18 protein-coding genes are annotated in these 26,005 nt (G+C 69.0%); 11 read left to right on the top strand and 7 right to left on the bottom strand.

Features of this window, described 5'->3' with window-relative positions; all coding sequences use genetic code 11:
* From AC07FA_RS13885 to AC07FA_RS13865, 5 genes are all read right to left on the bottom strand, one after another.
* On the bottom strand, positions 1-948 hold the full coding sequence (locus AC07FA_RS13885; RefSeq protein ID WP_479075466.1) for an ABC transporter permease: 948 nt from the start codon (positions 946-948) through the stop codon (positions 1-3).
* Entirely contained in the window at positions 941-1,873 is a 933-nt protein-coding gene (locus AC07FA_RS13880) for an ABC transporter permease (RefSeq protein WP_479075464.1), read from the bottom strand. Before AC07FA_RS13880 ends, AC07FA_RS13885 begins: the two co-directional genes overlap by 8 nt.
* 169 nt (positions 1,874-2,042) lie before the next feature.
* Entirely contained in the window at positions 2,043-3,677 is a 1,635-nt protein-coding gene (locus AC07FA_RS13875; protein WP_479075463.1) for a peptide ABC transporter substrate-binding protein, read from the bottom strand.
* A 488-nt stretch (positions 3,678-4,165) separates the two neighbouring features.
* A complete protein-coding gene (gene typA, locus AC07FA_RS13870; RefSeq protein WP_479075461.1) occupies positions 4,166-6,040 on the bottom strand; it encodes a translational GTPase TypA in 1,875 nt (624 codons plus the stop codon).
* Between the two features lie 391 nt (positions 6,041-6,431).
* Positions 6,432-8,897 carry an ABC transporter family substrate-binding protein gene (locus AC07FA_RS13865; RefSeq protein WP_479075459.1) on the bottom strand — a complete coding sequence of 822 codons (2,466 nt, stop codon included), beginning with the start codon at positions 8,895-8,897 and terminating at the stop codon, positions 6,432-6,434.
* Between the two features lie 310 nt (positions 8,898-9,207).
* Between AC07FA_RS13865 and AC07FA_RS13860 the strand changes: the two genes are divergently transcribed.
* The 5 genes from AC07FA_RS13860 (at position 9,208) to AC07FA_RS13840 (ending at position 14,427) form a co-directional block, all read left to right on the top strand.
* Entirely contained in the window at positions 9,208-9,441 is a 234-nt protein-coding gene (locus AC07FA_RS13860) for a hypothetical protein (RefSeq protein ID WP_479075458.1), read from the top strand.
* Between the two features lie 103 nt (positions 9,442-9,544).
* Positions 9,545-10,387, top strand: a complete 843-nt coding sequence (locus AC07FA_RS13855; RefSeq protein ID WP_479075456.1) for a hypothetical protein — start codon at positions 9,545-9,547, stop codon at positions 10,385-10,387.
* Positions 10,388-12,334: a fumarate reductase/succinate dehydrogenase flavoprotein subunit gene (locus tag AC07FA_RS13850; protein WP_479075454.1), complete on the top strand. Its 1,947-nt coding sequence runs from the start codon at positions 10,388-10,390 to the stop codon at positions 12,332-12,334.
* Positions 12,331-13,107 carry a succinate dehydrogenase/fumarate reductase iron-sulfur subunit gene (locus AC07FA_RS13845; protein ID WP_479075452.1) on the top strand — a complete coding sequence of 259 codons (777 nt, stop codon included), beginning with the start codon at positions 12,331-12,333 and terminating at the stop codon, positions 13,105-13,107. The genes AC07FA_RS13850 and AC07FA_RS13845 overlap by 4 nt, the downstream gene beginning before the upstream one ends.
* 255 nt (positions 13,108-13,362) lie before the next feature.
* Entirely contained in the window at positions 13,363-14,427 is a 1,065-nt protein-coding gene (locus tag AC07FA_RS13840) for a LacI family DNA-binding transcriptional regulator (protein ID WP_479075451.1), read from the top strand.
* Positions 14,428-14,571: 144 nt separating this feature from the next.
* Here AC07FA_RS13840 and AC07FA_RS13835 read toward each other — a convergent pair whose 3' ends face one another.
* Positions 14,572-15,543 carry an acetylxylan esterase gene (locus AC07FA_RS13835; protein ID WP_479075449.1) on the bottom strand — a complete coding sequence of 324 codons (972 nt, stop codon included), beginning with the start codon at positions 15,541-15,543 and terminating at the stop codon, positions 14,572-14,574.
* 255 nt (positions 15,544-15,798) lie between these two features.
* Here AC07FA_RS13835 and AC07FA_RS13830 point away from each other — a divergent pair, with 255 nt between their 5' ends.
* From AC07FA_RS13830 to AC07FA_RS13805, 6 genes are all read left to right on the top strand, one after another.
* Positions 15,799-17,043, top strand: coding sequence for a sugar ABC transporter substrate-binding protein (locus AC07FA_RS13830; RefSeq protein WP_479075448.1), 1,245 nt, complete (start codon positions 15,799-15,801; stop codon positions 17,041-17,043).
* Positions 17,044-17,048: 5 nt separating this feature from the next.
* Positions 17,049-18,050 carry a carbohydrate ABC transporter permease gene (locus AC07FA_RS13825; protein WP_479075446.1) on the top strand — a complete coding sequence of 334 codons (1,002 nt, stop codon included), beginning with the start codon at positions 17,049-17,051 and terminating at the stop codon, positions 18,048-18,050.
* Positions 18,047-18,940 (top strand): carbohydrate ABC transporter permease, encoded by an 894-nt coding sequence (locus AC07FA_RS13820; protein WP_479075444.1) that lies wholly within the window; start codon positions 18,047-18,049, stop codon positions 18,938-18,940. The genes AC07FA_RS13825 and AC07FA_RS13820 overlap by 4 nt, the downstream gene beginning before the upstream one ends.
* Before the next feature lie 90 nt (positions 18,941-19,030).
* Entirely contained in the window at positions 19,031-20,233 is a 1,203-nt protein-coding gene (locus AC07FA_RS13815; RefSeq protein ID WP_479075443.1) for a glycoside hydrolase family 1 protein, read from the top strand.
* Positions 20,234-20,417: 184 nt separating this feature from the next.
* Complete coding sequence (locus AC07FA_RS13810) at positions 20,418-22,532, top strand: TPM domain-containing protein (RefSeq protein ID WP_479075441.1); 2,115 nt, start codon at positions 20,418-20,420, stop codon at positions 22,530-22,532.
* Positions 22,533-22,628: 96 nt separating this feature from the next.
* Positions 22,629-23,339, top strand: a complete 711-nt coding sequence (locus tag AC07FA_RS13805; protein WP_479075439.1) for a PspA/IM30 family protein — start codon at positions 22,629-22,631, stop codon at positions 23,337-23,339.
* 29 nt (positions 23,340-23,368) lie between these two features.
* On the opposite strand, the gene AC07FA_RS13800 is transcribed toward AC07FA_RS13805, so the two are convergent.
* Complete coding sequence (locus AC07FA_RS13800; RefSeq protein ID WP_479075930.1) at positions 23,369-25,933, bottom strand: SpoIIE family protein phosphatase; 2,565 nt, start codon at positions 25,931-25,933, stop codon at positions 23,369-23,371.
* Between the last annotated feature and the right edge of the window lie 72 nt (positions 25,934-26,005).

The following is a 26,005-nucleotide window of genomic DNA, read 5'->3' as shown; positions in this document are numbered from 1 at the left end:
TTATCGCGTCTTCGGGTCGAGGGCGTTACGGACGGCTTCGCCGAGCATGATGAACGCCAGAACGGTGATGCTGAGCATGATCGACGGGTAGATCAGGATGTGCTGGGCCACCCGGATCTGCGCCGAACCACCGGAGATGTCCATGCCCCACGAGACGGTCGGCGAGGCCAGGCCGAGGCCCAGGTAGGACAGGGTCGCCTCGGCCGAGATGTACACACCGAGCGAGATGGTCGCGACCACGATCACCGGGGCCATGACGTTCGGCAGGATGTGCCGGAACAGGATGCGGGGCGTGCTCGCACCGAGTGCTCTGGCCGCCTGGACGAAGTCCGACTGCTTGATGGTGATCACCGCACCGCGCATGACACGCGCGATCTGGGTCCAGCCGAGGAACGCCAGGGCGAAGACGACCACCCAGATCGACCGGTCCGTGAACGCCTGGAGGACGACCATCGCACCGAGCAGGAAGGGCAGGCCGAGGAAGATGTTGGTGAATCCGGAGAGCACCGCGTCGATCCAGCCGCCGAAGTAGCCGGACAGCATGCCGATCAGTCCACCGAACAGGGTCACCGCGAGCGTCACGGCGACGCCGACGATCACCGAGGCACGGGTGCCGTAGATGACACGGGCGTAGACGCTGCGGCCCTGGCCGTCGTAACCGAACCACTCGGGCGAACCGATCTTGCTCAGTTCGGGCTTGCCCAGGAAGTGGTGCACCAGGTCACCCGTGGTGGGCGAGGCGCTGGTGAACAGGCCCGGGAAAGCCGTGATCAGGAGCAGGATCACGATGAGTGCGGCGGAGATGATGAAGTACCAGTTGCGCCGCAGGTCCTGCCACGCGTCGCCCCAGAGGCTGCGCGCCTTGTCGGCCTTGACGGGGGCGGTCGGCTCCGCGACGGCGGCCTTGGTCTCGTCAGGCACGGGAGCGGTCTTGGTCAGGTCAGGCATACCGGATCCTCGGGTCCAGGACCGCGTACAGCAGGTCGACGAGCAAGCTCATGAAGAGGTAGACGAGCACCAGGACGGTGACCAGTCCGACCAGGGTGGTGCCCTCGCGCCGGACGATCGACTCGAAGATGGTGCCGCCGATGCCCTTCACGTTGAAGAGGCCCTCGGTGACGACCGCGCCGCCCATGAGGGCACCCAGGTCCGTGCCGAGGAACGTGACCACCGGGATCAGCGAGTTGCGCATCAGGTGGACTCCCACGATGCGGCGCTTGGGAAGTCCCTTGGCGACGGCCGTACGCATGTAGTCCGAGCGCAGGTTCTCCGCCATCGTCGTACGGGTCAGTCGTGCCACGTACGCCAGGGAGAGCGAGCCGAGGACGATCGCCGGGGTGAACAACTCGCCCCACGTCGCCTCGTTCGAGACGTTCGGTGCGATCCAGCCGAGCTCGAAGGCGAACACCGACTTGACGATGAAGCCGAGCACGAAGACCGGGATCGAGATGATCAGCAGCGTCAGTACCAGGACGACGTTGTCGGTCAGACGGCCGGCGCGGAGACCGGCGGCCATGCCCAGGCCGAGACCGAGGACGATCTCGATGAGGAACGCCATCGCGGCGAGTCTCAGCGTGACCGGGAACGCCTCGCCGAGCACATCGGTGACGGGCCGGCCGCTGGCGATCTGGGTACCGAAGTCGAAGTGAAGGACGATTCCCTTCATGTATTCCCAGTACTGCACCAGAATCGGCTGGTCGAGGCCGAGTTGGTGCCGCATGGCAGCAAGGGTCGCGGGGTCCGCGCCCTTGTCCCCGAAGAGCCCCCGCACGGGGTCGCCGGGCAGCGTGTAGACCATCAGGAAGATCAGCAGAGTTGTCCCGATGAAGACCGGGATCATCTGGAGCAGTCGTCGTGCGACATAGCGCCCCATGGTGCCTCCATGTAAGTGGCACGCGCAGCCGACGGGCCCTCCCTCGTCACCGGCCCCCTCGTGGGGTCGTCGGTGTCGCGGAAGGGCCCCCCGGCCACTGCGTGCAGGCTGGCGTCGCAGAACCGATGTCAGTGTCGGTCCTGCACCGGCCTGCGGACTACGTCGGTGGTTACTTCTTGACCTCGACCTGCGTCAGGATCGGGTCGCCGTCCTGCGCGTAGTCGACGTTCTGGACCTTCTCCGAGTAACCGGCGTTGACCTTGTAGTACCAGAGCGGAATGGTCGGCATGTAGTTGACCAGCTCCTTCTCCACCTCCTGGTACGCCTTGACCGACTCGTCGAGCGAGGGCGCGGTGTCCGCGGCCTTGATCTTCTTGTCGAGGTCCTTGTTGGAGAAGAAGCCGTTGTTACCGGCGGCACCCGTACGGAACAGGTCGCTGATGAAGTTGGCGTTCACCGGGTAGTCGAGCACCCAGCCACCGCGGTAGAAGGACTTGACCTGCTTGGCGTCACGCGCGTCCAGGTCGGCCTGGAAGTCGGCCTTGGAGTCGCCGGCGCACTCGACGCCGGTCGCCTGGGTGATGCTGTTGCAGACAGCCTCGACCCATTCCTTGTGGCCGCCGTCGGCGTTGAACTGGATGAAGACCTTGTTGCCCGGAACACCGCCACCCTCCTTGATGAGGGCCTTGGCCTTGGTGGGGTTGTACGTGGTGACGTCACCGGCGACGTTCGGCTGGTAGCCGAGGACGCCCTTGGCGACCCAGCCCGTGGCCGGCTCGCGGGTGCCCTGGAGCACCGTCTTGGTGATCGTGTTCCGGTCGATGGCCATCGACAGGCCCTGGAGGACCTTGGGGTCGGTGTCCTTCCACTGCTTCTGGTACATCGCGACGCCGAGCGTCTGGATGGCGGAGTACGCCTTGTCCACGGCGCGGTCACCGAGGTCGGCACGGTAGACCGGAAGGTCCTTCGGGCCGATCTGGCGGAGGACGTCGACGTTGCCCGACTTCAGGTCCTCGTAGGCGGTCTCCAGGGTGGTGTAGTTCTTGAAGATCACACCACCGTTCTTCGCCTTGTCGAGACCCTTGTAGTCGTCGTTGCGGACGACCTTGATCTGCTTCTTGTGGTCCCAGCTCTCGAACTTGTACGCGCCGTTGCCGACCGGCTTCTCGCCGGCCGCCTTCGGGTCGGCGTAGAAGGACTCGGGGAGCGGCGAGTAGACCGTGTAGCCCAGCTTGTACGCGAAGTACGGCAGCGGGGTGTCGAGCTCGATCGTGAAGGTGTAGTCGTCGACCACCTTCAGGCCGGACATGGCGTCGGCCTTCGGCTTGGCACCCTCGCCCTCGGGGTGGACGTCGGCGTAACCCTTGATGCCGTCGAACCAGGAGGCGTTGGTCTGCGCGTTGTTGATGTTCGCGGCCCAGTTCCACGCCTTGACGTAGGACTCGGCGGTGACCGGGGTCCCGTCGTGGAACTTCCAGTCCTTCTTGAGCTTGACCGTCCACAGCTTGGAGTCCGTGGAGTCGACCGACTCGGCGTTGATCATCTCAAGCTTGCCGGCCGGGTCGTAGTCGACCAGCTGCGAGAAGATGGCGTCGGTGACGATGCTGCCGTTCGACTCCATCGTGTTCGCCGGCTGCAGCGGGTTCTGCGGCTCACCGACCTCGATGGAGAAGATGCCGTTGGGGTCAACCGCACCCTTGGCACCTTCGTTGCTCTTGCTGTCCTCGCCGCCGCCACAGGCAGTCGCGGCCAGGGCGATGATTGCCGCTCCCGCGACCCACTTGGCGCTCTTGGCACCGCGCATGGGTTTCCTCCTCATGAGTCCACTTTTGACTACAAGAGGGGCACTGGAGAGATCTACCGACACCCCTGACGGCGATCGATTCAGTGCCCCGAGTGTGCTCGTGAGTCGGCACTCCCCACAGTGCGTGACCCATTGACCCGAGCTCAATGGAGCCAACTATTGGGTACGCCCAGGCTGTAAACCACACTTAAAGGGTCTCGGTTTGACAACATCAGCAGGGTCCGTGTGACCGAAATCCGGACAAACTGATCCTAGACAGACACCCCCGAAACGGACCGTTAACACATGTTCCGGAGAGCGACGCCCGATATCCGGACACCTCGGTCAGGAAAAACGATTGACGAAAGGTCCGGCCCCCCACAGTTTCCGTGGGGGGCCGGACCTCTTGTCAATGCCTCGTGCTGACGGATCGTCGAGTGAACCCGACGCTCCTGACGTGGGCCGACGCCGTCACACGCTGAACGTGCTCACCGCAGGCCGACGGCGTGTCAGCCGTTCTTGGCGCGCGAGGCGGTGCGGCCGCGCTGCTTGGCGTCCAGGACGACCTTGCGGATACGCACGGTCTCCGGGGTCACCTCGATGCACTCGTCGTCGCGGCAGAACTCCAGGGACTGCTCCAGGGAGAGCTTGCGCGCGGGCACCACGTTCTCGGTGGTGTCCGCGGAAGCCGCACGCATGTTGGTGAGCTTCTTCTCCTTGGTGATGTTCACGTCCATGTCGTCGGCGCGGGAGTTCTCGCCGATGATCATGCCCTCGTAGACCTCGGTGCCGGCCTCGGTGAAGATGACACCGCGCTCCTGGAGGTTGACCATCGCGAACGGCGTCACCGTGCCCGAACGGTCCGCGACCAGCGAACCGTTGTGACGGGTGCGCAGCTCGCCGAACCACGGCTCGTGGCCCTCGAAGATCGAGTGCGCGATGCCCGTACCGCGGGTCTGCGTCAGGAACTCCGTACGGAAGCCGATGAGGCCGCGGGACGGCACGATCCACTCCATGCGGACCCAGCCCGAACCGTGGTTCGTCATCGTCTCCATGCGGCCCTTGCGGGTCGCCATCAGCTGCGTGATGGCGCCGAGGTGCTCCTCGGGCGAGTCGATGGTCATGCGCTCGATCGGCTCGTGCGTCTTGCCGTCGACCTGCTTGGTGACGACCTCCGGCTTGCCGACGGTCAGCTCGAAGCCCTCACGGCGCATCTGCTCGACCAGGATGGCCAGGGCGAGCTCACCGCGGCCCTGGACCTCCCACGCGTCGGGACGCTCGGTGTCCAGGACACGCAGCGAGACGTTACCGACCAGCTCGCGGTCGAGGCGGTCCTTGATCTGGCGCGCCGTGACCTTGTGACCCTTGCCGCCCTTGCCGACCAGCGGCGAGGTGTTCGCACCGATGGTCATCGAGATGGCGGGCTCGTCGACCGTGATCAGCGGCAGCGCGATCGGGTTCTCGGGGTCGGCCAGGGTCTCGCCGATCATGATGTCCGGGATACCGGCGATGGCACAGATGTCGCCCGGCCCGGCCATCTCGGCCGGCTTGCGGGTGAGCGCCTCGGTCATCAGCAGCTCGGTGATGCGGACGTTGGACTGCGTACCGTCACGCTTGATCCAGGTGACCGTCTGGCCCTTGCGCAGCTCGCCCTGCTCGACACGGCAGAGCGCGATACGGCCGAGGAAGTTGTCGGCGTCCAGGTTGGTGACGTGGGCCTGGAGGGGGGCGTCCTCGTCGTACTCCGGGGCCGGGACCGCGGACAGGATCGTGCTGAAGAAGGGCTCCAGGCTGTCGCTGTCCGGCGGGACCGTGCCGTCCTCCGGCTTCGTCAGCGAGGCGACGCCGTCACGGGCGCAGGCGTAGACGATCGGGAACTCGATCTGGTCCTCGTCGGCGTCCAGGTCCAGGAAGAGGTCGTACGTCTCGTCGATGACCTCGGCGATCCGGGAGTCCGGGCGGTCGGTCTTGTTGATGCAGAGGATGACCGGCAGCTTGGCGGTGAGCGCCTTGCGGAGCACGAACCGGGTCTGCGGGAGCGGGCCCTCGGAGGCATCGACGAGCAGCACGACCGCGTCCACCATCGACAGACCGCGCTCGACCTCGCCGCCGAAGTCGGCGTGGCCCGGGGTGTCGATGATGTTGATGGTGATGACGTCTCCGCCATCCTTCGGGTGGTACTTGACGGCCGTGTTCTTGGCCAGGATCGTGATGCCCTTCTCACGCTCCAGGTCGTTCGAGTCCATCATGCGATCGTCGAGGTGCTCCGCGGCGTGCGCGGCGAAGGCGCCGGCCTGCTTGAGCATGGCGTCGACCAGCGTGGTCTTGCCGTGGTCGACGTGGGCGACGATGGCTACGTTACGGATGTCGTGGCGCGTGGGCATGGGTGGCTTGCGCTTCTCTCGGATCGTGGGATCAGGCGTCTCAGTCGGTCTCGAGTCCTCGTACGCCCGCCGGGCGGACACGCCACGGCTAGTCCAATGGTACGGGCCCCACGCGTCCGGGGCTTCCCGGCCCGATCCGCGAGAGCGGTATTCAGCCGATATTCAGCCGGTATTAAGTCATTACTCGGCTGGTCCACGCCCGGATCGGGGCGCGAAAAATGTGGGGAAACATGGGCGAGCGCGGGAGGAGATCGCGCTCACCGGTGGGGGGTGTGGGGAGGACGAACAGCCCGGGTCAGGGCATGAACCACCTTGCCCGCCGAGGGTCCGGCGGGCAAGGGAATTGAGCTGCTTCTGAGCTTCAGACAGTCCGCAATGCTGCCTTGACCTGCTACTTCTTACGGTTCGCGGGGGAACCTGCGGCTTGCGGCTTCTTGAAGCCGATGTCCTGGTAATGGGGGGCGGCGAAGCCGAAGGCGCCGACGTTGGCGAGCTTCTTGTCGGCCGCCACCAGCTGCGGACGCTGGTAGAGCGGAATCGATCCTGCCGCGGCCCAGATCCGTGCGTCGGCCTGCTTCATCAGATCACGGGCGGCACCCTCGTCGAGTTCGGCCACCGCCTGGTCGAAGAGCTGGTCGATGTGGTCGGTACCGACCCGGGTGTAGTTCTGCTCGACCAGCAGTGATCCGTCGGTGGCGGGCTCGGGCTTCGCGAAGATCGGCCGGCCGTCGGTCGCCGGGAACGCGCTCGCGGGCCAGGAGTACAGCGCCAGGTCGTAGTCGCCGGAAGCGATGTGGTCCTTGAAGTAGCTGTCGTCGTCGACCTTCGTGATCTCCGTACGGATGCCGACCGATTCCAGCATCGCGGCGATCTTCTCGCCGACACTGCGGAGCGCCTGGGACCCGGGACCGGACGGGAGGACGAAACGCAGGGACAGCGGCACCCCGTCCTTGCCCAGCGGGCCACGGACGGAGGCCGGCGCGGGGGCCGCAGTGCCGACGGGGGCGTAGGCACCGGCGGCGCCTCCGGGCTTCTTGTCCTGGGCGGTGACCTTGGAGGCGTCGGCGGCGGAGTCGCCGTTGTCGTTGTCCTTGGGGTCCGCGACCGGTCGGGCTGCTGTGGCTGCCGTGAAGAGGCTCGCCTGGCGCAGCAGGGCGGCGCTCTGGACGCCGGCGGCGGGGGCGGGGGCGAGGATGCGGCTGGCGGGGCCCTCGTCGCGGCGCTCGCCCGGCTTGTCGTCCTGGCCGACGATGTACATGCCCTCGTCGCGGCCGGTGTCACCCGCCCGGTCGGCGGTGTCGTTCTTCTCGGCCTTCTCGCCGTTCTCGTCCTTGTCCGCCTTGTCAGCCTTGTCCTGCTTCTCCTCCGCCTTCTCCCCCTCCTTCTCTTCCGGCGCCTCGTCGGCGTCCTTCTCGCCGGCCTTCCCCTTCTCCGGCGCCTTCTTCTTGTCGGCCTCGCTGCCCGCCTTGGTGTCCTTGGGCTTCTCCACCGCTCCGCCGTGCGTCCAGCCCGCGTCGGCCAGCAGTGCCTGCGCCTCCTTGGTGTCCTGGTCACCGAGTGCGCCGCTGCCGTCCTTGTAACCGGGCTGCCCCGTCAGGGCCAGGTGGCTGCCGAGCGGCTCCGCGGGCAGCCCGAGTGGCTTCAGGACGGTTTCCGCGAGCTCCTGGCGGTCCAGGGCACGGGCCACCGCGCGGCGTACCCGGTCGTCCGAGAGCGGCCCTGACTCGCCGTTGAGGGCGAGCTGCGTGTAGGAGGGCTCCAGGGACTTGCGTACGACGTAGTCGCGCAGGGACTTCTGTTCGGCGGCGTACGCGGCGACGGCTTCCCGGTTCCTCTCGCGGGCGGCCTGTGCGACCTCCGCCTGCTCCTCGTCCGAGCCGTGGGCCAGCGCCCAGGACCGCAGCGCGGCGGCGGGGGTGAGGGCGGCGCCCGGTCCGTGGGTGAGCGGCTGTCCGTTGCCGCCGCCGTCGCGGGCGGCGAGGGCGATACGGTGCGCGGCGGCGGCGTCGACGTCCGCGACGTCCACGGTGCCCTCGGCCAGCGCGTCGGCACGGTCACCGGGCTTGACCGCCTGGAATACGAGCGTGTCGAGCTTGGGCTCGTCGCCCCACCAGCGCGGGTTGCGGTCGAGAGTAAGCTGTTCCTTGGTCTTGCTCACACTGCGCAGCTGAAACGGTCCCGCGGTGACCTTGAGCGCGGTGCGCGCCCCGTCGTTGAAGGTGTCCGGGGAGCCGGTGACCTCCTTGGGGAGGAGCGGAGAGAAGAGCGAGCGCCAGTCCGCGTACGGCTTGGCGAAGGTCACCCGGACCTGGAGGTCGTCGCTGCCGCGCTCGATCTTCTCGATCCGCTCGTAGCCGGCGTTGCGGGCGGTCCAGTACGCCGAGTCCTTGCCGCTCAGCGCGCGCCACTGGGCGACGAAGTCGGGGGCTCCGATCTCCCGCCCGTTGCTCCACACCGCCTGCTGGTTGAGCTTGTAGAGCACGACCTGCTTGGGTTCCCGCTCGATGATCTTCGCGGACTCCAGATAGTCCGGGTTGAGCCGCGGTGTTCCCTTGGCGTCCATCGGGAAGAGCGAGGGCAGCAGGGCGCCGGTGACACGCGCGGTCGAACCGTCGGCGTCCGCCTGATAGGCGTTGAGGGTGCTGGGCATCGAGTCGATCGCCCAGTTGACCGTGCCACCGTCCCGCACCAGGTCCCGGGCGGCCGGGGCGATGTCCTGGGGGACGGCCACCGAGGAGGTCTCCTCACTGCCCGAGCTGCATCCGGCCAGCACCGGGATCGTGAGCACACCCGTCGTGAGGAGCGCGAGGGAGCGGCGCTTTCGGGCCGTCCCGCGCGGGACGCCGACGTGGGACATGGCTGATACCTCCGGGGCCGGCCCGGTCCACCCCGTACCGGAATGGACCGGATTCTTCGTGTTTGGTGGCATTTGCAGTTGATCACACTGGTTCCGTCCATCCACTGAAGGCGCCTTCGCGCGAGAGGCGGCGCAGACACGGCGCGGCGCGCCGTGAACCTCACCCGGGCGGCGGAACGGCCCGGGGGGCCGCCCCGCCCCCGCCGTACGAGACAGGAGGCGCGCACTCCCTTCCCAAACCAGATGTGACGCGCGACACTCGCATGCGCATGAGCATTGCCACCCGCCATCGCGGAAGTGAGGGCAAGTCATGTCCCTGCACGATGAATTGACGGCTGTTCAGCACTGCCTCGACGATCTGGTCCGCACCGTCGGACGGCTGGAACGCAGCCTCGCGCGTCTGCGCGAGGACGCGGCGGGCCGGGCCGGCTGCCCGGGCCACCCCGCCGACATGGTCACCATCACCGAGGCGCCGTACGACGCCACGCTGTGGACGGACTCGGACGACGAAGGTCTGGGCGTCCGCGGCAGACACGCCCCCTAGGCCCTTCCGTCACACGGCCCAGGACCTGATCCGCACAAGGACCTGATCCGCACGACGGGCCGGCCCCTCCACGGCCCAGCCACCCAGTCCCGAGGAGCACTCCTTGGCCACCGGCACGGAACCAGGCACGCAACCCCCGCGCACGGCGGCGACCGGCGCCGGCGTCCGCCACCCCTCGCGCGCCGCGATCACCGCCCGGCATCTGCGCACCGACCGCTGGTGGGCGGCGCCCGCCGCGACGGCGGGAGGGCTGCTCGCCTTCATCGTCTACTCGACCTGGCGGGCCTTCGCCAACGCCGACTACTACGCCGCCCCGTACGTCTCGCCGTTCTACTCGCCCTGTCTGGCCGAGAACTGCGCGCCGATGCGCTCGGGTCCCAACTGGGAGATATTCGGGAGCTGGTGGGGTCTCTCCCCCGCCCTGATCGTCCTGATCTTCCCGCTGGGCTTCCGGCTGACCTGCTACTACTACCGCAAGGCGTACTACCGCGGCTTCTGGGCCTCGCCCCCCGCCTGCGCGGTCGCCGAGCCGCACACCTCGTACACCGGCGAGACCCGCTTCCCGCTGATCCTGCAGAACATGCACCGGTACTTCTTCTACGCGGCGCTCCCGGTCGCCGGAATCCTCACGTACGACACCGTGCTCGCCTTCCGCGACGAGCACTACGCCTGGGGACACATGGGTCTCGGCTCGCTGATCCTCCTGGTGAACATCACCCTGATCTGGGCGTACACCCTCTCCTGCCACTCCTGCCGCCACGTCATCGGCGGCCGGCTGCGGCACTTCTCCAAGCACCCTGTGCGCTACCGGCTCTGGGGCTGGGCCGGGAAGCTCAACGGCCGGCACATGCAGCTGGCCTGGGCCTCCCTCATCAGCGTGGCGGTGGCCGACTTCTACGTCTATCTCGTCGCGTCCGGTGCTTTCGACGATCCGAGGTTTTTCTGAATGACTGAGCTCGAACGGCAGCAGTGGGACGTCGTGGTGGTCGGAGCCGGCGGCGCCGGCCTGCGGGCCGCGATCGAGGCCCGGGAGCGCGGTGCCCGTACCGCCGTCATCTGCAAATCGCTCTTCGGCAAGGCCCATACCGTCATGGCGGAGGGCGGCATCGCCGCGTCCATGGGCAATGTGAACTCCGGGGACAACTGGCAGGTGCACTTCCGCGACACCATGCGCGGCGGGAAGTTCCTCAACCAGTGGCGGATGGCCGAGTTGCACGCCAAGGAGGCACCCGACCGGGTCTGGGAACTGGAGACCTGGGGCGCGCTCTTCGACCGCACGCCCGACGGCAGGATCTCCCAGCGCAACTTCGGCGGCCATGAGTACCCGCGGCTCGCCCACGTCGGGGACCGTACCGGCCTCGAACTGATCCGCACGCTCCAGCAGAAGATCGTCGCGCTGCAACAGGAGGACTTCAAGGAGACCGGCGACTACGAGGCCCGTCTGAAGGTCTTCCAGGAGTGCACGGTCACCAGGGTCCTGAAGGACGGCGAGAGGGTCAGCGGCGCCTTCTGCTACGAGCGCGAGTCCGGCCGCTTCTTCGTGCTCGAAGCGCCCGCGGTCGTCCTCGCCACCGGCGGCATCGGCAAGTCCTTCAAGGTGACCTCGAACTCCTGGGAGTACACCGGCGACGGCCACGCCCTCGCCCTGCTGGCCGGCGCGCCCCTGCTGAACATGGAGTTCGTGCAGTTCCATCCGACCGGCATGGTCTGGCCGCCGTCGGTGAAGGGGATCCTCGTCACCGAGTCGGTGCGCGGAGACGGCGGGGTGCTGCGCAACTCCGAGGGCAAGCGGTTCATGTTCGATTACGTCCCCGATGTGTTCAAGGAGAAGTACGCGCAGTCGGAGGAGGAGGGCGACCGCTGGTACGAGGACCCGGACCACAACCGCCGCCCGCCCGAGCTGCTGCCACGCGACGAGGTCGCGCGTGCCATCAACGCCGAGGTGAAGGCGGGCCGCGGTTCACCGCACGGCGGGGTGTTCCTGGATGTGTCGACCCGGATGCCCGCGGACACCATCCGCCGCCGGCTGCCCTCGATGTACCACCAGTTCAAGGAGCTGGCCGACGTCGACATCACGGCCGAGGCGATGGAGGTCGGGCCGACCTGCCACTACGTGATGGGCGGGATCGCCGTCGAGTCCGACAGCGCGTCCGCCCTCGCCGTACCCGGGCTGTACGCGGCGGGCGAGGTGGCGGGCGGCATGCACGGTTCCAACCGGCTGGGCGGCAACTCCCTCTCCGACCTGCTCGTCTTCGGGCGGCGCGCGGGGCTGCACGCCGCCGAGTACGCGGCGGGGCTCTCCGCCCTCCCGGCCGTGGACGAGGAACAGATCGACGCGGCGGCTGCGGAAGCCCTGCGTCCGTTCGCCGCGGAGGATCTGGAGGACGGGGCCGCACCGGAGAATCCGTACACCCTGCACCAGGAACTCCAGCAGACGATGAACGACCTGGTCGGCATCATCCGCCGCGCGCCCGAGATGGCACAGGCCCTGGAGAGGCTGGCCGGGCTGCGCGCACGGGCGCGCCGCGCCGCGGTCGAGGGCCACCGGCAGTTCAACCCCGGCTGGCACCTCTCGCTGGACCTGCGGAACATGCTGCTGGTCAGCGAGTGCGTCGCACGGGCGGCGCTGGAGCGTACCGAGAGCCGGGGCGGCCACACCCGGGAGGACTGCCCCACGATGGAACGCTCCTGGCGCCCGGTGAACCTGCTGTGCCGGCTGGCCGGCCCGGAGGAGGAGCGCACGGCCGGGGACGGCGGCGCGCCGGAGGACCCACTGCGTGGCCGGATCGAGCTCGTGAAGACGTCGACCGACCCCATCCGTCCGGATCTGCTCGCCCTGTTCGAGAAGGAAGAGCTGGTCAAGTACCTCGCCGAAGAGGAGCTGTACGAGTGAGCGGCTACGACGCGCGGTTCCGGGTCTGGCGCGGGGACACCGGCGGCGGCGACCTGGCGGACTACACGGTCGAGGTGAACGACGGCGAAGTCGTCCTCGACATCATCCACCGCATCCAGTCCACCCAGGCGGGCGATCTCGCGGTCCGCTGGAACTGCAAGGCGGGCAAGTGCGGATCGTGCAGCGCGGAGATCAACGGCCGGCCGCGGTTGCTGTGCATGACCCGGATGTCGGTGTTCGACCGCCAGGAGACGATCACCGTCACACCGCTGCGGGCCTTCCCCGTCGTCCGCGATCTCGTGACGGACGTGACGTTCAACTACACCAAGGCGCGGGAAGTGCCGGCCTTCGTGCCGCCTGAGGGCGTGCAGGCGGGTGACTACCGGATGCAGCAGGTCGACGTGGAACGCTCGCAGGAGTTCCGCAAGTGCATCGAGTGCTTCCTGTGCCAGGACACCTGTCATGTGGTGCGCGACCACGAGGAGAACAAGGCGTCGTTCGCCGGTCCGCGCTTCCTGATGCGGGTGGCCGAACTGGACATGCATCCCCTGGACGCGGCCGCCGCGTCGGGCCTCGACCGGAAGGCGACGGCTCAGGACGAACACGGTCTGGGCTACTGCAACATCACCAAGTGCTGTACGGAGGTGTGCCCCGAGAACATCAGGATCACGGACAACGCTCTGATCCCGCTGAAGGAGCGCGCCGCGGACCGGAAGTACGATCCGCTGGTCTGGCTGGGCAACAAGATCGGCCGCCGCCGCGACGGGACGTGAGGGCGCCGCGGCAGCCCGCACGGCGAGCGCGGCGGGCGCGGTGAGCGCGGTGAGCGCGGTGAGCGCCACACCGGATGGCCTTGCCCGCCCGCCAGCTTGCAATCTAGGGTGAATGCGCTTTCAAAAGCCGGTTGCGCAGCAAGATCGGCGCCGAGTGAGCAGCACAATCAATCAGTACAGAGTCAGCAGAGCAGCCAGCAGTCAGCACACGCATCAGGCGCGTCGCTACGAGTGAAGAAGCGGACGGTCGGTCGAGTGAGCGCCCCCACGGTGTACGACGTCGCGGAGCGGTCGGGCGTCTCCATCGCCACGGTCTCCCGGGTCTACCGCAACCCGGATTCCGTACGGGCCCAGACCCGTGAGCGGGTCCTGGAGGCGGCCCGCGAGCTCGGATACGTGCCGAGCGGGAACGCCCGGGGGCTGGCCAGCCGCACCACCGGGGTGCTCGGCCTCTGCTTTCCCGACTACTCCGACCCCGATGCGGAGACCGCCGCGGCGGTCTCCGACGCGGACGACGACGACGCGGCCATGCTCTACTCCGACCAGATCATCCGGGGCATGGAGCGGGCCGCCCGCCGGCACGGGTACGCCCTGCTGATCGCGGCGTCCCTGGACGGCGGCCCGGAGAGCCTCGTCGCCAAGGTGGCGGGCCGGGTCGACGGCTTCGCCGTTCTGGCGCAGACCGTGCCGACCTCGGACCTCGAAGTGATATCGCGACGGCTGCCCGTCGTGATGCTCGCCGGCCCGCGCGAGATCGACCACCTCGACCACATCGTGGTGGCCAACGCCGACGGCGAACGGGAGCTCGCCCGCCACCTCATCCAGGACCACGGGCTGCGCAAGCTTGCCTTCATCGGCGGCGAGGCGAATTCGCCCGACGCCGAGGCACGTTTCCGCGGCTTCCGTGAGGCCTGCCGGGAAGCCGGGCTGCCGGTGCCGGACGAGCCCGCGCTGCGGGCCGAGATGATGACGCAGGCCGAGGGCGCACGGACCGCCGAAGCGCTGCTGGACCGGGCGGCGGACGGCGAAGGGCCGGAGGCGCTGCTGTTCGCCAACGACCAGATGGCCGTGGGCGCGCTGTACGCACTGGAACGTCGCGGGGTGCGGGTGCCCGAGGACATCGCGGTGACGGGCTTCGACGGAATTCCGCTGAGCCGGATCGTACGGCCGACGCTGACGACCGTACGGCAGCCCATACGACAACTGGGCGAACAGGCCGTCGAACTCCTGGTACGCCGCCTCGCCGACCGCGACCGCGAACCGGTCACCCTGGAACTGCCCGTCTCCATGGCCCACAGAGCCAGCTGCGGCTGCGGCTGACGGGCCACGCCCGCGGCGGCTCGGCGACCGCACGGACGCCGCGCCCGGCCGACCGGACGGACGCCGGGCTCGGTGACGGGACGAACGTCGGCGGGGCGACGGGATGGGCGTACGGCGGGCGACGGCAGCGCGGCCACCGCCGGATCATCTCCCCAGCCACTCCCCGAAGAATCGCCGCCGGTTCTCGCGCAGCTCCGCCGTCTCCGCCGCGAGCTCCTCGTACGTGAAGTGCCCCGCGCTCAGCACCTGCAGCTCCCGTACGCCGGCCAGCGCGTTGTACACGGCGAACTGCCCGGGCGGCGGCACCGCCGGGTCGAACAGCGCGGCGGCGACCAGTGTCGGCGTCCGCAGGCACGCGGCGGCGGTCGCCGCGTCGAAGTACCGCAGCACGCCGGTGACCTCGGGGTGGTCCCGGTGATGCTCCCGCACCGATTCGGCACTGCCGACACTCGGCAGCGTGAGGCGCAACGGGTGGTTGCCGAACGTCGGCACCGTCAGCTGCGCCGCGGCGAACCGCTCGTCCCAGGGCAGTGCGAGGGCCCCCAGCCCGCCCCCGAAGCTCTCCCCCAGATACCCGAGCCGTCCGAGACCCGGTACGAGCTCCGCCAGCGCGGACGCGGCGCACCAGACATCGGCGACGCAGCCGCCGATCACGTAGGTGTCGCGCGACCCGACGCCGTGCAGGACGTGCCCGGCGGCGACCTCCGGGATACCGGCCCACAGACCCCGGCTCCCCATGCCCCGTACGCACGGCAGGATCGCGGCGGACCGCGGCAGGGGCAGCGGCACATCGGGGCCCGGCCGGTCCCGGCCCCCGTAACCGTGCCCGATGACGAATCCGTGCCCGGCCGGCCCATCGGTGGGCAGGGCCACCCAGCCACCCACACGTATCCCGCCCACGGAGCTGTACGTCACGCCGTGGATCCGCACACCGTCGCGCTCGTCCTCGACCGGGCCGAGCTCGGGTGCGGTCTCGACCTCCCGCGCCCTCTCGTACTGCTCCTGCCAGAACACCGCGAAGTCGTCGGGGGCCTCCGGGGCGGGGACACCCAGCAGTTCGTCCAGCTCGCGCCCGTGGGCCGGATCGAACGGGAAGTCATGTGCGAACGAAGCCATGGCCCGGACCCTAGACCGCCGCTCCGGCCTCTCGCACAACGTTTTCGGCGCCTCGCACAACCCTGCGGAATCAGTCACATCGGCTTCATATACCCCTACAGCGCACTTAACGTTCGAAGTTGAACAATCAGATGTCCGGCGCGTTGCACGAGTGTGACCCAGCACCCTCTTGCGGATTCCCGAACGCCTGCCGCAGAGTGATGTATGCGCTTACAGGCAGCGCATACATCCGGATTGCTCAAGGAGGAGCCCTCCATGTCCCGCACCGCCAGAACCGTCTCCGCCGGCATCGCAGTCGCCCTCGCCTTCGGCATCACCGCCTGCGGCAGCTCCGGGGGCGACGACGTCGCCGCGGACAAGAAGCAGACGCTCACCGTCTGGGCCATGGGGGCCGAGGGCGAGAAGCTCGCGGATGTGGCCAAGGTCTACGAGAAGGCCAACCCGAACATCACCGTCAAGGTGACCCCGGTCGGCTGGGACGTCGCCCATCAGAAGCTGGTCTCCGCCGCCGCGGCGGGAACCATGCCGGACGTGGCGCAGATGGGCGGCAGTTACCTGGGCGAGTTCTCCGAACTCGGTGTCCTGGAACCCGTCGACACCAAGGTCTTCGACAAGGACGACTTCTTCCCGGCCGGCTGGAACCAGGGCGAGGTGGACGGCACCGCGTACGGCGTGCCGTGGTACGTCGACACCCGCGTGCTCTACTACCGCACCGACCTCGCCGAGAAGGCCGGCGTCGACAAGGCTCCGGCCGACTGGCAGGAGATGCGGGACCTCGCCACCGCCTACCAGAAGAAGGCGGGAACCAAGTGGGGCCTGTCCATCCAGCCCAGCGGCCTGGACACGGTGCAGAACTTCTACTCCTTCCTGTACTCGGCCGGCGGCGAGATCGTCAATGACAAGGGCGAAGCCGTCATCGACAGCCCCGAAGCCGTCAGGGCGCTCGACGAGTACGGCTCGTACTTCGACAAGGGCCTCTCCAACAAGTCCGTGCAGCCCGGCTACGACGTGGTGAAGGACTTCGGCAACGGCCGGGTCCCGATGTTCTTCGGCGGTCCCTGGCACGTGACCCTCCTCAACGAGGGCCAGCCCCAGATCAAGGGCAAGTGGGCCGTGGCCAACGTGCCCGCCGACGCGTCCTCCGTCTCCATGGCCGGCGGCTCCTCGCTGGTGATCTCCAAGGACAGCGAGCACAAGGCCGCAGCCACGGAGTTCATCAAGTACCTCACCGACACCAAGGGCCAGGCCGACTGGTACGAGCGCTCCAAGGACCTGCCCGCGAACACCTCGGCCTGGACCTCCGGCGCACTCGCCGAGGACGCCGGCCTCCAGGTGTTCAAGAAGCAGATGGACACCGCCAAGTCCTCGCCGACCCTCGCCAAGTGGACCGAGATCACCGACAAGGTCGACCAGGCCATCGCGAAGGTGACGCAGGGCAAGGCTTCCGCCGAGGACGCGCTGAAGACGGCGCAGTCCGAGATCGAAGGGCTCGTGAAGTAGGAGCCATGAGCACCACGACCGGAAAGGCCGCGCAGCCGGCCAAGGTGACGGCCGGGCCGGAGGCGTCCTGGTCCCCGGGCACCGGGGCCGGGAACCGCCAGGGGCGCCAAGGCCGCAGGAAGGCTTCGATGGGCGTGCAGAACGCGGCCGGCTGGCTGTTCTCCACCCCCTTCCTCGTCCTCTTCACCGTCTTCATGGCGTTCCCGATCCTGGCCACCCTGCTGATGAGCTTCACGGACTTCGGGCTGCGCAACGTCACCCGCCCGCTGGACGCGAATTTCATCGGCTTCGAGAACTACGTCAACCTGTTCAGCGACGAGAAGTTCCTCACGTCGCTCTTCAACACGGCGTACTTCGTGGTCATCGGTGTCCCCCTGACGATTGCTCTCGGACTGGTCGTCGCCGTACTGCTGAACAACGGCATCGACCGGGCACGGACCTTCTTCCGCGTCGGTTTCTACGCCCCGGTGGTCACGACCATCGTCGCTGTCGCCGTGGTCTGGCGGTTCGTGCTCGACCCGAGCGACGGGCTGATCGCGGGCCTCTTCTCCGAGGCCGGTCTCACCGCACCCGACTTCCTCGGTTCGGAGACGCTCGCCATGCCCTCGATGATCGCGATGGCGGTCTGGCGCAACGTGGGCACGGTCATGGTGCTCTTCATCGCGGGTCTCCAGGCCATTCCCACGGAGGTCCGGGAAGCCGCCAGGCTCGACGGCGCCGGTGCCTGGCAGGAGTTCCGCGGCATCACGGTGCCCCTGCTGCGGCCCACGCTGCTCTACGCCACGGTGATCACCACCATCGGCTACCTCAATGTCTTCGAGGAGCCGTTCGTGATGACGCAGGGCGGCCCGTCCGACTCCACTCTCACCGTCTCGCTGAACATGTACCGCGAGGGATTCAACTTCTTCCACATGGGCTATGCGAGCGCCATGGCGTATGTCCTCTTCGTAGTGATCATGGGCATCACGGTGCTCCAGCTCCGACTGCTGAAGGACAACACCAAATGAGCGCCAGCAATGCACCCGGTGCCGTGCGGAAGGCGCCGCTGAAGAAGCCCGGGGGCGGACACAAGCCCCGGAACCCGAAGCGTCCGCTCGTCTATGTCCTGCTGTCGCTCGGCCTGCTGGTCATGTCGGCACCGTTCCTCTGGATGGCCCTCTCGGCCTTCAAGACGACGAGTGAACTGTCGGCCAGCCCGCCGGTGTGGATTCCAACCGAATGGACCCTGGCGAACTTCCGGGAACTGCTCGACAAGCTGAACCTGCCGCTGTACTTCATGAACTCGGTGATCGTCGCGGTCCTCGTCACCGTCTCGAACCTGGTGTTCTGCTCGATGCTCGGCTACGCGCTGGCCAAGCTGAACTTCGTCGGCCGGAACAAGATCTTCGGCCTGGTCCTCGGGGCCCTGATGGTCCCCGGCAACCTGATGCTGCTGCCGCTCTTCGTACTGATGAGCAAGCTCCAGCTGATCGACACGTACGCCGGCCTGGTGCTGCCGTTCGCCGCGGGCGCCTTCGGTGTCTTCCTGATGCGGCAGTTCATGCAGTCGATCCCGGACGAGCTGCTGGAAGCGGCCCGGATGGACGGCGCCGGCGAGTGGTACATCTTCTGGCGGATCGTGATGCCGCTGGTGAAGCCCGCCCTCGCGACACTGTCGATCTTCACCTTCCTCGGCTCCTGGAACAACTTCGTCTGGCCGCTCATCGCGACCAACGACCCGGACACCTACACGCTCCCGGTGGCGCTCGCGACCTTCGCCACGGACCCCAACAAGGCCGGCGGCTCCAACGGCATGCTGATGGCCGGAGCCTTCCTGGTCGTGCTGCCGGTGCTGGTCCTGTTCATCGCACTGCAGCGGCACTTCACCCAGGGCATCGCCACGGCGGGCATGAAGTAGCCCGCCCGGGCCGCCCCACGCACACGTACGAGACCGCACCCCGCACCACCGGCGGTCACACCCCTTCACGCACCAGAAAGACATTTCGCGATGACGCACACCCCGGTCCCGTTCCCCGAAGGTTTCCTGTGGGGAGCCTCCACGGCCGCCCATCAGATCGAGGGCAACAACACCAACAGCGACTGGTGGGTCAAGGAGCACTCCACCGGCACCCACATCCAGGAGCCCAGTCTGGACGCCTGCGACAGCTACCACCGCTGGCGCGAGGACATGGACACGCTGGCCGGACTGGGCTTCACCGACTACCGGTTCTCCATCGAGTGGGCGCGCATCGAGCCGGCCGAGGGGCAGTTCTCCCGGGCCGAGCTCGCTCACTACCGCCGCATGGTCGAGGGCGCCATCGAACGCGGCCTGCGCCCGATGGTCACCCTGCACCACTTCACCGTGCCGCAGTGGTTCGAGGCGCGGGGCGGCTGGACCGCCGAGGGTGCCACCGAGCTCTTCGCCCGCTACGTCGCGGCCTGCGCACCGGTGATCTCCGAAGGCGTCGGCCACGTCTGCACCATCAACGAGCCGAACATGATCGCGGTGATGGCCGGCCAGGCCAGGAGCGGCGAGACCGGTTTCCCCCCGGCCGGGCTCCCGACTCCGGACGACGAGACCACTCAGGCCGTCATAGCCGCCCACCACGCGGCCGTGAAGGAGGTCAGGGCGATCGACGCGGGCATCCAGGTCGGATGGACCATCGCCAACCAGGTCTACCAGGCGCTTCCCGGCGCGGAAGACGTCACGGCCGCCTACCGTCACCCGCGCGAGGACGTCTTCATCGAGGCGGCGCGCGGCGACGACTGGATCGGTGTGCAGTCCTACACCCGCACCAGGATCGGCCCCGACGGTCCGGTCCCCGCGCCCGACGACGTCGAGCGCACGCTGACCCAGTGGGAGTACTACCCCTCCGCCGTCGGCCATGCCCTGCGCCACACCGCCGCCGTCATCGGCAGCGACATGCCCCTGATCGTCACCGAGAACGGCATCGCCACCTCCGACGACGCCCGCCGCGTCGACTACTACGCCGGAGCGCTCGACGAGGTCGCCTCCGCTCTGGAGGACGGCCTCAATATCCAGGGCTACCTGGCATGGAGCGCGCTGGACAACTACGAGTGGGGCTCCTTCAAGCCCACCTTCGGCCTGATCGCCGTCGACCTCGAAACCTTCGAGCGCAGCGCCAGGCCCTCCGCCGTCTGGCTCGGCTCTCTCGGCCGCACCCGGGAACTGCCGCGCATCGCCGGCTGACCCCGGCCACAGGACAGGGAGCCACCTGACGGCTCCCTCGCGTGCGGGAGCCGTCGGAACCTGACGACCGCCGGCTCCCGCACCGCACCACCCGGGCCCGCACCCGCGACAGCTGGGACCCCGCGCCCCTGGCGGGTGCTCCGGGTCGCGGCCATGCAAAGCCGGACATAATCTCCCACATGTGATGCCGCCTGCGAGTCGTACCCGGATGCCCGGATTCGGCAGAGCCCTCCTCACCGCCTTGATCGCGGTGTGCTGGCTGATCCTGCCCCCCGCACCGGCCGCACGCGCCGACGACCCCGTGACCCTGTCCCGCGACGGACAGATCACCGACAGGGTGGGGGCGACCGGAGACCGCGAGGAACCGGTGGAGGCCGCCCTCGACGCGCTCTACCAGGACCGCCGTGTCCAGCTCTTCGTCGTGTACGTACGCGACTTCTCCGGCCGGTCCGCGCAGACCTGGGCCGATGAGACGGCCAACCGCAACGGCCTCGGGCAGGAGGACGTGCTGCTGGCCGTCGCCACGCACGACCGGCAGTACGCCTATTCGGTCGACGCGGGATCACGGCTCACCGACGAGCAGCTGCGGGACGTGGCGAGCACCGCCATCGAGCCCGCCCTCACGGCGAACGACTGGGCGGGCGCCGCCATCGGAGCCGCCAACGGCTACTCCGCGGTGCTGGCCGGGCAGCCCGTGCCCACCCCGACCCTCACTCCGGGCCCCGCCGATCCCGGAACGGGCAGTTCCGACGGCAGCGACGCCGGGGACCTGATCCTGCCGCTGGTACTCGTCGGCGGGGCCGGCGCGGTCGCCGCGTACGCCTACACGCGGCGCAAGCGGCGCGCTTCGGGCCGCACCACTCCCGCCGCGGCCGGCTGGGGATCAGGAACAGCCGCGGGTGCGAAGCCACCGACTCCGCTGCCGGAGCTCGACGCGCGGGCCAAGGAAGTGCTGGTGGACACGGATGACGCGGTGCGCACGAGTGAGGAGGAACTCGGATTTGCCACCGCGCAGTTCGGGGAGGAGACCGCGCTCCCGTTCACGGAAGCGGTCACCCGTGCCAAGACGGAGCTGACGGCCGCGTTCCGGTTGCGGCAGCAGCTCGACGACGCCTTCCCGGAGGACGACGCCACGCGCCGGCGGATGCTCGACGAGATCATCAGCCGTTGCGCGGACGCCAATGAACGCCTGGACACCGTGTCGGAGGACTTCGACCGGCTCCGGGCCCTCGAACGCACCGCTCCGCAGGCCCTGGCCGCCGTCGAGTCGGCCTTCCGGGAGCTCGCGGGCCGGGTCTCCACGGCGGAGGCGACCCTCACGGGCATGCGCAGCCGGTACGCGGAGTCGGCCGCCGCCCCCGTCGCGAGCGGTATCGAACAGGCCAAGGACCGGCTCCTCTTCGCGACCTCCAGCCTCAACGAGGCCCGCCAGGCCGTGGACAGCGGGGACAACTCCAAAGCCGCCGTATACGTACGGGCGGCCGAGGGCGCGGTCGGGCAGGCCACCACGCTCGTCGACGCCGTGGACCGGCGCGCCACGGAACTCGCGGAGGCCGCGGGCAGGCTGCCGGGCTCGCTCACCGAGACCGAAACGGACCTGGCGGATGCCGGCGGGCTCCTCGAAGGCACTTCCGCGGGGGTGTCGACCGCCGATCTGCGCGGCCGGATCGCCCGTGCCGAGGCAGTGCTCGCGGACGTACGAGCAGAGCTGGCAGCCGGTCCGTACGACCCGATCGACGCACTGCGCAGGGTCGAGGAAGCGGACGCCGCGCTCGACGAGGCACTGGCGGGGGCCCGTGAACAGGAGCAGGGAAGCCTCCGGGCCCGCTCGCTCCTCGATCAGGCGATGCTCACCGCACGTTCCACGATCGGGGCCGCCGCCGACTTCATCACCACGCACCGGGGTGCCGTGGGCAGCCAGGCCCGCACCAGGCTGGCGGAGGCCCAGCGGCGGTGGGAGCGGGCCCGGGACCTGGCGGGGTCGGACGATCCGCAGGCCGCACTGGTCGAGGCGCAGCAGGCGGACGCGCTGGCCGGTCAGGCCCAGAGCCTGGCCGAACAGGATGTGCGCGGCTATGGGGACCAGATCGGACCGGGCGGTGCACAAGGAGGGGGAGGCGGGATGAACGGGGCGGTGCTGGGCGGAATCATCCTCGGCGGGCTCCTCGGCGGCGGGGGCCGGGGCGGCGGTTTCGGAGGGGGGTTCGGGGGTTCCGGGGGCGGCGGGTTCGGCGGCGGTCCCGGCAGTTTCGGCGGCGGGGGCACGCGCGGCCGCAGGGGTGGAGGCGGGCGTTTCTGACCGGGGCGCACGAGTCGTCCTTCGCTCCGGGCTGCCGTTTCCACGCCAGGTGTCCGTCGTTTTTCGTCAGTCGTTCTTCACCCAAGGAGAGGTGCCATGCCCAAGCAGACCGTCCTCGGCCGCGTCACGCAGCTGGCGAAGGCCAACATCAACGCCCTGCTGGACCAGGCGGAGGACCCGCAGAAGATGCTGGACCAGCTGATCCGCGACTACACGAGCAATATCGCGGAGGCCGAGCAGGCGGTCGCCGCCACCATCGGCAATCTGCGGCTGATGGAGCAGGACCACCGGGAGGATGTCGACGCGGCCAGGGAGTGGGGCCAGAAGGCTCTCGCCGCCAGCAGGAAGGCCGACGAACTGCGCGGCGCGGGCTCGGCCCCCGACGCGGACAAGTTCGACAACCTGGCGAAGGTCGCGCTGGGCCGCCAGCTCCAGGCGGAGAAGGAGGCCAAGACCGCGGAGCCGACCATCGCCTCGCAGACCGAGGTCGTCGACAAGCTCAAATCCGGCCTCGATCAGATGAAATCGAAGCTGACACAGCTCACGTCCAAGCGGGACGAGCTCGTGGCGCGGGCCAAGTCCGCGCAGGCGCAGAACCAGATGATGGACGCCGTGAAGAGCATCGACGTCCTCGACCCCACGAGCGAGCTCAGCCGCTTCGAGGACAAGGTGCGGCGGGAAGAGGCCAGAGCCGTGGGCAAGCAGGAGCTCGCCGCCTCGTCACTGGACGCCCAGTTCGAACAACTGGACAGCCTGGGCGACAGCGCCGAGATCGAAGCCCGCCTCGCCGCGCTGAAGACACCCTGAACTCTCCGAGAGGGGGACCCCGCACGTGCTCAGTACATGCTCAGCAGTTGGTCGACCGAGAGCTCGGCGGCGGGCGCTCCGTCGGGCAGGGCCAGTTCGAACCAGACCGTCTTGCCGCGCGGGGTCCGCCGCGACCCCCACGCCGCGCTCAGCAGTCCGACCAGTTGCAGCCCGCGCCCGCCCTCGTCCGTGTCGCGTGCTCGCCGTCGCCGTGGCTGGACGAGGCCCGCGTCCCATACCTCGCACACGAGCGTACGGTCGCGCAGCAGCCTGAGCCGGATCTCGCCCTCGCCGTACCGCAGCGCGTTGGTGACGAGTTCGCTGACGAGCAGTTCGGTGGTGTCGACCAGGTCGTCCAGGTCCCAGGCGAGCAGCTGGGTGCGGGCCAGTTCGCGGGCACGCCCGACGGAACGCGGTTCGCGCGGCAGGCGCCAGTCGCCGATCGCGTCCGCCGGCAGACCCTGGATGCGGGCCATCAGCAGGGCTATGTCGTCCTCGCCGTGGCGGGTGTCCAGTGTCGTCAGCACATGGTCACAGACGTCTTCCAACGGCCTGACCGGTGAGGCGAGGGCCTTGCGGAGGGCTTCCAGGCCCTCGTCGAGCGGATGGTCGCGGGATTCGACGAGGCCGTCCGTGTAGAGGGCGAGGAGGGCGCCCTCCCTCAGCTCCACCTCGACTTCCTCGAAGGGTTCGCCGCCGACGCCGAGCGGCATCCCGGGCGGGACGTCGAGCAGCAGTGCCGGTTCGCCCGGTTCGACCACGACAGGAGGCAGGTGACCGGCGTTGGCGAAGGTGCACCGACGGGTGACCGGGTCGTAGACGGCGTACACACAGGTCGCCAGATAGACCTCGGAGAGGTCCGCCTCACGGGACTTGTGCGCGGCACGCGACGGCCACTGGGCGCCGCCCCCTCCGCCGAAGCCGGCGCTCCGGTCGCCGCCTCCGGGGGTGCCGAGGCCGCGGGCGACCTCGTCGAGGGCGGACAGCACCTCTGCGGGTTCCAGGTCGAGAAGGGCCAGTGTGCGTACGGCGGTGCGCAGCTCTCCCATGGCGACCGCGGCCCGCAGACCGCGGCCCATGACGTCGCCGACCACGAGGGCGGTGCGGTGGCCGGGGAGTTCGATGACGTCGAACCAGTCGCCGCCGACCTCGGTGGCCGTATTGCCCGGCAGATAGCGGCAGGCGATGTCGAGGCCTGCGGCCTCGGGGTCGCCCGGGGGGAGCAGGCTGCGCTGGAGTATCAGGGCCCGTTCGTGCTCGCGGCGGTAGAGGCGGGCGTTGTCGATACAGACGGCGGCCCGGGCGGCCAGTTCGGTGGCCAGCGCCCGGTCGCGCTCGCCGAAGGATTCGCTGCCCTTCGTCCGGGAGAACTGGACGAGGCCGACGACCGTGTCGTGGGCGACCATCGGTACGGCGAGTGTGGAGTGGACGAAGCTGCTGTCGTCGCCGGGCACGTTCTCGACGTGTCCGGTGCGCAGGGCGACGGCGCAGGGCGAGTTGAACGGATAGCGGTGGACCGAGCCGAGGGCCGGCGGGCCGGTGTGCCCGTCGGGCGCGGCGCTCTCCGGTTCGGTGGCCGACAGCGCGTCGGACACGGCGCTGGCCATGGCGACCCGGCGCAGTTCGGCGGAGCCGCCGGCCTCCTGGTCGCGTGAGCCCCAGCTGCCGGGCGGTGCCTCTTCGCCCGTCAGCAGACCTTGGTACAGATCGACGGAAGCGAGGTCACAGAAGCCGGGCACGGCCACATCGAGGAGTTCGCGGGCGGTGGTCTCCAGGTCCAGGGAGTTGCCGATGCGCGCGCCGGCTTCGTTGAGAAGGGCGAGGTTGCGGCGGGCGCTCGCCGCCTCGCGGGCGGCCATGTGCCGCCGGGTGACGTCGGTGGCCAGCCCCGCGACACCGACGGGACGCCCGGCCCCGCTGTGCACGCGGTAGAGGTTCATCGACCAGTGGCGGCCGTCACCGGCGCCGGGCGCGTTGCCCACGAGTTGGAGGTCGGTGACGGCCTCCCCGGTCTCCAGCACACGCTTCAGGGTCCTGGAGAGCCGGTCGGCCTCGGGGCCGGAGAGGTAGTCGTCGACCGTGCGCCCGCGGTGGTCGTCGGCCTGCCCGCCGAAGACGGTGGCGAACCGCTGGTTGGCCCGTACGACGGTGAAGTCCGTACCGAACAGCACGAAACCGAAAGGAGATTGGCCGAATATCGCCTGGGATGCCGCGAGGTCCGTTTCGATCAGACGAAGGGCCCGGACGTCGACCACGATGCAGAGCGCGGCCCGTTCCCCGGTCGCCGTCTCACTCGGCATGACATAGATCTCGGCGACGCCGTGCGCGCCGTCCTCACCCGGCATCCGGAACGGGACGAAGCCCGTCCACTCCTTGCCGTCGAGGATCTCGGCGACTCTCCGGCGGCCCTCGTCCCGGAGCTCGGCAGGCATGAACGCCTCGACCGGGTCCCTGCCCACCACCTCGTCGGAGGCCATGCCGAACAGACCGGCGGCGCGCCGGCTCCACTGCTCGATCAGCCCGTCGGGCCCGATCGAGAAGGAGGCGATCCTGACGTAGTCATAGATCGAGCCAGGTGGGCTGCTCTGCCACACGATGTCGCCCGCTGTCCCAGGTATCTCGCTCACGCGACCGTCCCCTCCAGCTCACACACCGGACCGGTCCTG

The organism is Streptomyces sp. NPDC045968 (assembly GCF_056430475.1).
This window is presented reverse-complemented; position numbering and strand designations above follow the sequence as displayed.

Bases quoted from the DNA above. Each gene is read 5' to 3' on its own strand.
- AC07FA_RS13805 (WP_479075439.1), top strand. From the start codon at position 22,629: ATGCCCAAGCAGACCGTCCTCGGCCGCGTCACGCAGCTGGCGAAGGCC.
- AC07FA_RS13885 (WP_479075466.1), bottom strand. From the start codon at position 948: ATGCCTGACCTGACCAAGACCGCTCCCGTGCCTGACGAGACCAAGGCC.
- AC07FA_RS13815 (WP_479075443.1), top strand. From the start codon at position 19,031: ATGACGCACACCCCGGTCCCGTTCCCCGAAGGTTTCCTGTGGGGAGCC.
- AC07FA_RS13860 (WP_479075458.1), top strand. From the start codon at position 9,208: ATGTCCCTGCACGATGAATTGACGGCTGTTCAGCACTGCCTCGACGAT.
- AC07FA_RS13820 (WP_479075444.1), top strand. From the start codon at position 18,047: ATGAGCGCCAGCAATGCACCCGGTGCCGTGCGGAAGGCGCCGCTGAAG.
- typA (WP_479075461.1), bottom strand. From the start codon at position 6,040: ATGCCCACGCGCCACGACATCCGTAACGTAGCCATCGTCGCCCACGTC.
- AC07FA_RS13830 (WP_479075448.1), top strand. From the start codon at position 15,799: ATGTCCCGCACCGCCAGAACCGTCTCCGCCGGCATCGCAGTCGCCCTC.
- AC07FA_RS13850 (WP_479075454.1), top strand. From the start codon at position 10,388: ATGACTGAGCTCGAACGGCAGCAGTGGGACGTCGTGGTGGTCGGAGCC.
- AC07FA_RS13835 (WP_479075449.1), bottom strand. From the start codon at position 15,543: ATGGCTTCGTTCGCACATGACTTCCCGTTCGATCCGGCCCACGGGCGC.
- AC07FA_RS13865 (WP_479075459.1), bottom strand. From the start codon at position 8,897: ATGTCCCACGTCGGCGTCCCGCGCGGGACGGCCCGAAAGCGCCGCTCC.
- AC07FA_RS13880 (WP_479075464.1), bottom strand. From the start codon at position 1,873: ATGGGGCGCTATGTCGCACGACGACTGCTCCAGATGATCCCGGTCTTC.
- AC07FA_RS13810 (WP_479075441.1), top strand. From the start codon at position 20,418: ATGCCGCCTGCGAGTCGTACCCGGATGCCCGGATTCGGCAGAGCCCTC.
- AC07FA_RS13825 (WP_479075446.1), top strand. From the start codon at position 17,049: ATGAGCACCACGACCGGAAAGGCCGCGCAGCCGGCCAAGGTGACGGCC.
- AC07FA_RS13875 (WP_479075463.1), bottom strand. From the start codon at position 3,677: ATGCGCGGTGCCAAGAGCGCCAAGTGGGTCGCGGGAGCGGCAATCATC.